The organism is Thioclava sp. UBA3469 (assembly GCF_002378135.1).
GTDB lineage: Bacteria > Pseudomonadota > Alphaproteobacteria > Rhodobacterales > Rhodobacteraceae > Thioclava > Thioclava sediminum.
Map to the genome: position 1 here is coordinate 1 of NZ_DFRG01000262.1, position 8370 is coordinate 8370.

An 8370-nucleotide genomic window follows, 5' to 3' on the forward strand; every position below is an offset into this window, starting at 1 on the left:
CAAAGGTGCGGACAGGGCGAAGCCGTAGCCCCGAACAACCCAGATCAGACTCGCCACACCATCCGCTCCCTCGGTCAGGCGAAACGCGGTTTCTCCGGTGGACAGCGCCGTGACATAGAGCGTCAGCCGCGCCCCCGCTTGGGTTTCATACATCAGCTGCGCGGCGGGGCCTTGATCGGCGGGCAGCAGGCGCCCGCCCACGAGGCTGTAGCCCTGCGCCGAGAGGTCCGGGGCGACGAGCTTGCGGTCGAGCCGCTTCGTCAGCCAGGCCATCAGGTGATCGCGCTCCCGTGCGGCGACTTCGACCGGATGGACGACCTCCACCGTGTAGACCGCATGGGCGACCTGTGCCTCGCGGGCGAGCTCTCTCAGTGGGGCGGTCGGTGGGGCGCTCCCATCCTGACGAGCCAGCCCCCAACCGGCGCCAAGCCCTGCGGCAAAGAGCGCAAAAGCGGCCGCCATCCGTGTCCAGCCCGGTCGGGTCGGCGGGGCGATGCGCAGCCGCGCCGGGATCGGCGCAGCGTGGATCGGGGAGAGGGCCGCGCGCAGGGCGTCGCGATCGGCGCGCATCGCGGAGAGCCGCTGCGCCAGCGCGGGATCCTCCGCGAGCTTCGTCTGCACCTGGGCGCGGGCCTCGGGCGGGAGCCGATCGTCGAGATAGGCGTGCAGCTCCGCCTCGTTTAGCATGTTGGCCTCCACATGGGGATCTGTCATTTGAGCCTCCGCAGGTGGGGACGGCGCGGGCGGTCGGGGCGGTCATGGCCGGTCATCTCGCGCAGCGCCTCGCGGCCTCGGGCAAGGCGCGACATGACCGTGCCCTTGGGCAGGCCGAGGATCCGGGCGACTGCCTCATAGCTGAAATCCTCGACACCGACCAAGAGCAATACCTCCTGCTGCTCGATCGGCAGGCGTGCCAGAGCCCCCAGCACATCGCCGAGAAACACGACCGTCTCGGCGTCGACGGTCGTCCCGGCGAGATCGTCGGGATCGACGGCACCCGCCTCGGGGCGCCGCGCGCGGTGTCGGTGCGCATCGTGGTAGAGGTTGCGCAAAATGCGAAACAGCCAGGCCCGCAGCTTGTCCTCCGAGCGCAGGAGGTGCCAGCGCGTCAGCGCCCGGGCGAGACAATCCTGCACCAGATCATCCGCCGCATCGCGCTCGCGGGTCAGCGCGAAGGCGAAGCGGCGCAGCGCGGGGATCTGCGCCTCGATCAGATGGCGGGTGCGAAGGGTCACACGGGCGGGCCTTGCTGGACCGGGCGGCCTCGATGGGACGCCGCCCGGAGATTGCGTCAGGGTTGGGCGACTTTCCAGGCGCCGTTGGCGACGCCATCGCCGGTCACGTCGCCCGGCTTCATGTCGTTCTTCCAAGTATACAGCGGTTGGCCCTTATACGCCCATTGCTTCGTGCCGTCGTCGCGGGTGATCACGCTCCAGTCACCCATCGCCTGATCTTCGGCGGTGGCCATCAGCGGCGGCCAGTTGGTGGCGCAAGGACCGTTGCAAGCGGACATGCCCTCGCTGTCCTTGGCGAAAGTGTAGAGCGTCATGCCCGCGGAATCGACCAGCGTTGGCCCCTTGGCGGTGTCGGTGACACTGGCGGGATCGGCTTGCGCAATGCTCGCGGCCAGCAAAACGGCAGTGGTCAGCAGAAATCGTTTCATCTTCCTCTCCTCTCGGATTTGGGTCCTGTAGGGAAGAAGACGACCCCGGCGCGGGAATAATCCCGGCCGGGGCAAAAAATATGAATTGTAAGGACGGGCCTCAGGCCAGACGAGCCTGCAGGCTGCGGCTCTGCCAGCGCAGGATACCTGCGACCGTGGCCCAGTAGACGATCCAGCCGCCCAGCGTCGCGGCGTCCGGCGCGGCGCGATAGCCGGTCAGCGCCGAGATCAGTCCGCCAACACGACCGCCGTCGTCGAGCACCGCGCTCATATCCCAGAGCGGCGCGCCGAAGGGCAGGATGCCTGCCGAGACGAGATCATCGACACCGGTGGTGAAGAGCGCCGCGCCCAGAAGCAGCAGCATGACCTCGGACACACGGAAGAAGCCGCGCCATGGCATGAAACGCGCCCCGGCCCGCAGCGCCGCATAGCTTGCCCCTGCGGCAGCCACGCCCACGGCGATCGAGGCCAGAACCCCCGCCATCTCGCTCTGCTTTGCCGCCGCGAGCGAGCCATAGAGGAAGACCACCGTTTCCGAGCCTTCGCGCGCCACCGCCGCCATCGCGAGGATGAAGACCGCCCACCAGCTTTGGCGTATCGCGGCGGCTTTCAGCCCGGCCTCGAGGTCGCGTTTCAGCGTGCGGCCATGGCCACGCATCCAGACCACCATCTGCACGATCAGCCCGGCCGCGACGAAGACCATCACCGTCATCAGGTCCTGCCGGACATCCGCCGACAGAAGCTTCGAGAAGCCCAACAGCGTCAGCGCAAAGGTAAGCGCCAGCGCGAGCCCCGTCAGCACGCCGCCCCAAAGAAAGCGCGCCGCCCGGCGTCCGGCGCCTTCATGCGCGAGCAAGCCCGCGAGAATGCCGATGACGAGAAGCGCCTCGACGCTTTCGCGCCACAGGATGAAGATGATCTGTCCGTCCATGACATTCTCCTGCGGGTGGAAGATGGATTATTTGACGACGATCGTGCCCTTGGCGGTGTCGAGATCCTCGTGGAATTCCTCGACGAAGGGGTAGTTGCCAGCAGGTAGCGCCGGAAGGTCGATCGTCTCGGTCTGGCCCGGCGCGATGATCTTCTCGATACGCAGGCGCTTGCTTTCGAACTCGGCGGCTGTCTTGCCGGTATTCGAGACGGTCAGCGTCACCCCGGTGTCTGCTGGCAGGTCGATCGTTTGCGGCGCGACGACACCGTCTGTCAGGGTGATCGTGGGAACGGCCTCATCTGCCATGGCAAGGGCCGGCGCACAGGCCAGCACGATAAACGCGGGGATGATGCGTGAAATACGGGTCATGATGTTCCTGCTTGTCTGTTCGCCCGTCGAATAACCGACAAAAACACTTGGGTCAATAATACCCGATAAAAAGGCTAAGCTGTTTCGCCCGCAAATAGGCGCTCGACGCTGAACGGGCCGCGTCTGACCTTCCTCACTTCCAAAGAGCCAAAGCAAGCCGCGGGTCGATGACCGGCGGGTCTTGAGCGGAATAATCTTCATTAATCGTAATGGCTTGCGTTGGTCCGATGCGCCGCCAGAGTATGGCCCGCCGAAGACCGTCTACAACCGATGGAAGCGCTGGAGGTGAGTGGCTGAACGCCACTGGTCCGAGAGAAGCCACGGACGGGGTATTTTCGCCCGGATGATGGAGGGGCTTGCTTCCGAGGCCGCCGACCGGAAGACAGTGATGATCGATGTGAGCAGGCGAACGCCATGCGTTCGAGTGAGCCTGCGCAAGTATCTCATGGCTCACCGTACGGCTTCGAGCCTGCGGTTGAAAAAGGGGGGCGTGGCAGGCTGATTGGGCGGAGTTCGAAGATCAGAAAACGGGTGGCATGAACACCAAGTCGCATGCCGTCACGGACGCGAACGGCCGCCCGATCAAGTTCTTCATGACAGCCGGCCAGGTCAGCGACTACACCGGTGCGGGGGCCCTGCTGAGCAGCCTGCCCGAGGCCGAAGGGCTGCTTTCCGCCCAGGCCACCGAGCGGGTAGCGGTCGGCCCTAAGCTGATATTTGTTTTTGTGAGAACGCTGCGTGAGAACGGCGGAGCAATAGTCGGTCACGGTAGCGGCGGGATGCGCCTGCTGCGGGCGGCGCAAAAGTCGTCCGCTCTTGCCCTTTCTGGCGACAGGGAGGGTTCGAAGATTTTTCACCGTGGACTTGTATCGCAAGGTTCGACTTGCCTGCGCCGAGGAGATCGTCAAGCTTGCCACCGCAAGCCTGCCGGTTCGGTAATCGAGGAGGAGCCGATGTCGGAGACAATCGAAGAGGAAAGCGCCAAGCCCCAGCCCGCCGATGACGTGGCGCGCGAAGTCGATCTGCCGTGGTGCCAGCCCAAGCCCGGCCACGAGGATGTCCGCGCCCCCGATCTGATCCGCGAGATCATGGCGCATCCGAACTACCTGCAGGCCGATGAGGATGTCGATTTCCTCAACCGCGACGAGATGCGCGGCCCGCGCCTGCAGCTCGATTACCAGAAGGCCGAGACGCTGCTGCGCGAACATGGCATCGCCCATTCGATCGTGGTCTTCGGCGGCACCCGCATCCCCGAACCGGAAGCCGCGCGCGAGAAGCTGGCCGATATGGAGGCCCGCAGCGCGGCCGATCCGAGCAATGACGATCTGACCCGCCGCGTCGAGATCGCCAGACGCGTCGTCGCGAAAAGCCGCTATTACGACGTCGCCCGGGCTTTCGGCCAGATCGTCGGTGCGCGCGAGGGCACGCATGGCAACCGTCTGGTGATCGTCACCGGCGGCGGGCCGGGGATGATGGAGGCCGCCAATCGCGGTGCGCATGATGCGGGTGCGCGCACGGTGGGGCTCAATATCACGCTCCCGCACGAGCAATTCCCCAACCCCTATATCACACCGGGCCTGTGCTTCCGCTTCCGCTATTTCGCCCTGCGCAAGCTGCATTTCCTGATGCGCGCGCGGGCGCTGGTGGTGTTCCCGGGCGGCTATGGCACGCTCGACGAGTTGTTCGAGACGCTCACGCTGATCCAGACCCGCAAGATCCGCCCGCTGCCGGTGATCCTTGTCGGGCGCGACTACTGGAGCCGGGTCTTCGATCCGGATTTCCTTGTGGAGGAGGGGGTGATCGACCCCGAGGACCGCGACCTGTTCTGGTATGCCGAAAGCGCCGAGGAGATCTGGGAGGATATCAGGCGTTGGTATGCGCAGTTCGGTCGCAATATCGACGAACCAATGGGAGGAGATGATGAAGATTTCATTTCACGGTGCCGCGCATGAGGTGACGGGGTCCTGCCATCTCGTCGAATGCGCGGGGCGCAAGATCCTGATCGATTGCGGCATGTTCCAGGGCCGCTCGGAACTGACCGAGGACAATGCCGCGAAATTCGGCTTCGAGCCTTCCGAGATCGACATGGTGCTGCTGACCCATGCCCATCTCGATCACTGCGGGCGACTGCCGCTTCTGGTCAAGCGCGGCTTCAAAGGCGAGATCATCACGACCTCGGCCACGCGCGATCTGGCGCGACTGGTGATGCTCGACGCGGCGCATCTGCAAGAGGAAGAGGCGCGCCATCATCACCGCCATGGGCGGCGCGGCGGGTCGCGTGAGGCGCTTTACGACACGATGGACGCGCTCGACGCGGTCGATCGGTTCGGGCGCAACGCCACCTATCGCAAGACGCTCTCGCTGTTCGACGGGATCGAGGCGACTTTCTTCGACGCGGGCCATATCCTCGGCTCGGCTTCGATCCGGCTTGACCTGACCGAGCATGGCCGCACCCGAAAGGTTCTGTTCTCGGGCGATCTGGGCCCTGACAATCGGCCGCTACTCAACGATGCTGACCCGCCCGAGGATGCAGATATCGTGGTGATGGAAACCACCTATGGCGAGCGCGACCATCGCGGGCTCGAGGCCTCAATCGCGGAATTCCTCGCCGCGATCCGCGCGACCACGGGGCGGGGCGGCAATGTCATCGTCCCGACCTTCGCGCTGGAGCGCGCGCAGGAGTTGCTGTGGTTCCTGCGCGAAGGGATGGCCTCGGGCGAGATCGAGAAATCGCTGCGGGTGTTCCTCGACTCCCCGATGGCGATCTCCGCGACCCGAATCTTCGCGCGCCATGACGAGGCGCTGCGCCCGGAACTGGCCGAGATCATTCGCAAGGGGCGCGACCCATTCCAACTGCCCGAGCTGCATTTTACCCGTGAGACGCAGGATTCGATCGCACTGAACGAGATCCGCGCGGGCGCGGTCATCATGGCGGGTTCGGGGATGTGCACGGGCGGGCGTGTGCGCCATCACCTGCGCCACAACCTCGCGCGGCAAGAAAGTGCTGTGATCTTCGTGGGCTATGCCGCCGAAGGGACGCTGGCGCGGATCATCGTGGACGGGGCGAAGCACGTAAAGCTTTTCGGCGAGGAGATCCCGGTGCGTGCGCAGATCCACACGATCAACGGCTTCTCCGCCCATGCCGACCAGAGCGATCTGAAACGCTGGCTGGCCCGCACCCGCCACCCGGAAAAGATCTTCCTCGTGCATGGCGAGAAAAAGTCGATGGAGGCCTTCGCGAAAGGGCTCGACCCGGCGAAGGTCGTGATGCCCGAGCTGCACCAGAGCTTCGAGCTCTAGCCCCGCTTCACAGCCCCGGCAGGTCGATCGTGACGGCCGCGTGATCGCTTGCATGGGGGCGGTGGCGGCCGATGCCGGGCAGGTGCTCGCCTCGATAGCGGGCGGCCTCGGTGCCCAAGCCCTTGCGCAGGATACGCGGCACCGCATCGGGGTAGCGCGCGGCCAGCGCAGGCGAGGCGAGCAGCACATCGGGGCAATGGTAGCGCCCCGAATGCGGATCGTAATAGGTCCAGCGCTCGGGCCGGGGCATCCGCGCCATCAGATCCACGCTGAACCCGTGTTCAAGCGGTGCCGTTGCGCGGGGCAGGGGGCGCTCGGGGTCGTCGGGTTCGTTGAGATCGCCAAGGATCAGCCAGAGCGCATCGGCCGGATCGTCGAAGTGCCGCTCGATTAGTGCCCGCGTCGCCAGCGCCTCAAGGTGCCGGGTGCGCCAGGCGGCGGCCTCGTCGGGGTAGGGCGACTTGAAATGCGTCACGAACAGCGTCAGTGCGTCCACTTCGACCATCAGGCAATCGCGCCGGAAGACCGGCATTTCGGGATCGACGCCCTCGGGCAGCTCCAGCCCCAGATCGCCCGGCGTCAGCGTGGCATGGCTGCGCACCGTTCCCAGCGCGCGGCGCGACAGCACCGCCAAATCGAGCCCGCGCCCGTCATTACCCGGCAGGCAGACCCGCTCGGGGTAAGGCCGCGTGCCAGTGGGCAGCAGGTAGCGCGCGTGAAAGTGCTCCAGCGTCGCGAGGTCGAACACCTCCTGCAGCGCGACCAGATCGGCGTCGATCCCGGCGAGCAGTTCCGCCGTCAGCCGCCGGTCGATCGGATCGAGGCGCGGGTCCTCGGGGTCGTCGCTGTCCCAAGCCCCATGCAGCCGCCCCAGCTCCCGGTTCGGCAGCAGGCGCATGTTCTGGGTATTGAGGCTCGCGATCCGCATCTCGGCGTCAGCATCGCATGGGCGGGGCGGTTTGGAACAGCGCGAATGCGTCCTTCGATCCTCCCCCAATCAAGTGGTCCGCCGTTATGTTTAGGAAAACGGAGGATCAGAATGGCTGCGAGGCGACACAAGTCGGAAGAGAGTGTCACGGTGTGAGGGGACCGTGGCCCCAGTGGGGCCGCGCACGCCCCGATCACGCGGCAAGTTGAGGTGCTTGACCGCGTCGCAGCCAGAAGAACGAGATGTCGCTGAACAACAGCAAGCCGACATTCGGCAGAAGCGCAGCGAATGGCCGCTCCCCGCCCAAAAAACGCCTGACACATCCCCGTCATACCCAAAGTGGCAGAGCATCGATTGCCGGGCGCATCAGGTGGGGGGCGGTTTGTGGTAAGTCTTCTCGTGAATATCGCGCCCTTCATGGCCCACGATGTCGCGAATGATCTTATCGTCGATTGCCGCGTGTTCGAGCGCGTTCTGCACGTAATGGCGTAAGCTGTGGACAGATAGCGCCGCGCCGTCGGCGTCCAGCGTATCATCGATGATCTGTCTCATCCGGCGTCCGAGTTTCTTGCCGTGCTTCCCGCTCTTGGGCTCCCGAAGGTCCGGAAACAGTTCAAGGTGCCCGGCACGCTTCATCTTCGTCACATGGTCGAGAAACCCGATCTCGATCAGGCGCGCATGGATCGGCACGATACGACAGGAGGAGAGCGTTTTGACGCGGCGCATATCATCAAGCGGATCGAGGGAGTCGAACCGGCGCAGCAATTGCAACTTTTCGATCTTCGCCCGCTCGCGCTTGATTACATCCGCCAGCCAGACGCGCGCCTCTTGAGGGGAAATCTCGGTCCTGATGATGCCATCCATAAATGTGTCGCTCTCCGCACTAATCTTGCGTGCTAAGATAGTCGCCACACGGCGATCCGTCGTCCCCAAGGAGAGCTTCAGGTCAACGAATTTTGTGGAAAACACCCGGATTCGACGGCGCCATTGATAGGCAGTGCCGCGACGGGAGAGATGAGGTTGGCCGTGCATGGTCTTGCGTCGCCCTTGTTTCGGACGGACCCACGCAAAACTCGGGTGATGGAACACCCGTATGCCACACCTACGAAGCCATGAAAGGCTTTTGGTAGCTAAATCAACACCCTAGAGGGGAAGATGGCTCCGGCGGTAGGGATCGAA

General features: G+C 64.8%; 9 protein-coding genes and 1 pseudogene. 3 read left to right on the forward strand and 7 right to left on the reverse strand.

Translation table 11 applies throughout. From position 1 onward, the window contains the following. The 5 genes from B3D39_RS19165 to B3D39_RS19185 form a co-directional block, all read right to left on the reverse strand. The coding region (locus tag B3D39_RS19165) for an anti-sigma factor family protein (RefSeq protein ID WP_286789969.1) at positions 1-714 on the reverse strand (714 nt) is incomplete at its 3' end. Then, positions 711-1235, reverse strand: a complete 525-nt coding sequence (locus B3D39_RS19170) for an RNA polymerase sigma factor (protein WP_274963608.1) — start codon at positions 1233-1235, stop codon at positions 711-713. The genes B3D39_RS19170 and B3D39_RS19165, both read right to left, overlap by 4 nt. Positions 1236-1291: 56 nt before the next feature. Beyond that, positions 1292-1663, reverse strand: a complete 372-nt coding sequence (locus B3D39_RS19175) for a hypothetical protein (protein ID WP_078547140.1) — start codon at positions 1661-1663, stop codon at positions 1292-1294. Between the two features lie 100 nt (positions 1664-1763). Continuing rightward, on the reverse strand, positions 1764-2594 hold the full coding sequence (locus tag B3D39_RS19180; RefSeq protein WP_274963609.1) for an FTR1 family iron permease: 831 nt from the start codon (positions 2592-2594) through the stop codon (positions 1764-1766). 27 nt (positions 2595-2621) lie between these two features. Further along, on the reverse strand, positions 2622-2963 hold the full coding sequence (locus tag B3D39_RS19185) for a cupredoxin domain-containing protein (RefSeq protein WP_274963610.1): 342 nt from the start codon (positions 2961-2963) through the stop codon (positions 2622-2624). Between the two features lie 139 nt (positions 2964-3102). On the opposite strand from B3D39_RS19185, the pseudogene B3D39_RS19190 reads away from it, so the two are divergent. The 3 genes and pseudogenes from B3D39_RS19190 to B3D39_RS19200 form a co-directional block, all read left to right on the forward strand. Beyond that, positions 3103-3637: pseudogene (locus B3D39_RS19190) on the forward strand (IS5 family transposase); the annotation flags it as partial. 279 nt (positions 3638-3916) lie between these two features. Beyond that, positions 3917-4915: an LOG family protein gene (locus B3D39_RS19195; RefSeq protein WP_274963611.1), complete on the forward strand. Its 999-nt coding sequence runs from the start codon at positions 3917-3919 to the stop codon at positions 4913-4915. Next, complete coding sequence (locus tag B3D39_RS19200) at positions 4884-6263, forward strand: MBL fold metallo-hydrolase RNA specificity domain-containing protein (RefSeq protein ID WP_274963612.1); 1380 nt, start codon at positions 4884-4886, stop codon at positions 6261-6263. Before B3D39_RS19195 ends, B3D39_RS19200 begins: the two co-directional genes overlap by 32 nt. A gap of 7 nt (positions 6264-6270) precedes the next feature. Here B3D39_RS19200 and B3D39_RS19205 read toward each other — a convergent pair whose 3' ends face one another. After that, positions 6271-7191, reverse strand: a complete 921-nt coding sequence (locus B3D39_RS19205; RefSeq protein WP_274963613.1) for an endonuclease/exonuclease/phosphatase family protein — start codon at positions 7189-7191, stop codon at positions 6271-6273. Between the two features lie 366 nt (positions 7192-7557). Then, positions 7558-8055: a hypothetical protein gene (locus B3D39_RS19210; RefSeq protein ID WP_274963614.1), complete on the reverse strand. Its 498-nt coding sequence runs from the start codon at positions 8053-8055 to the stop codon at positions 7558-7560. Positions 8056-8370: the final 315 nt, after the last annotated feature.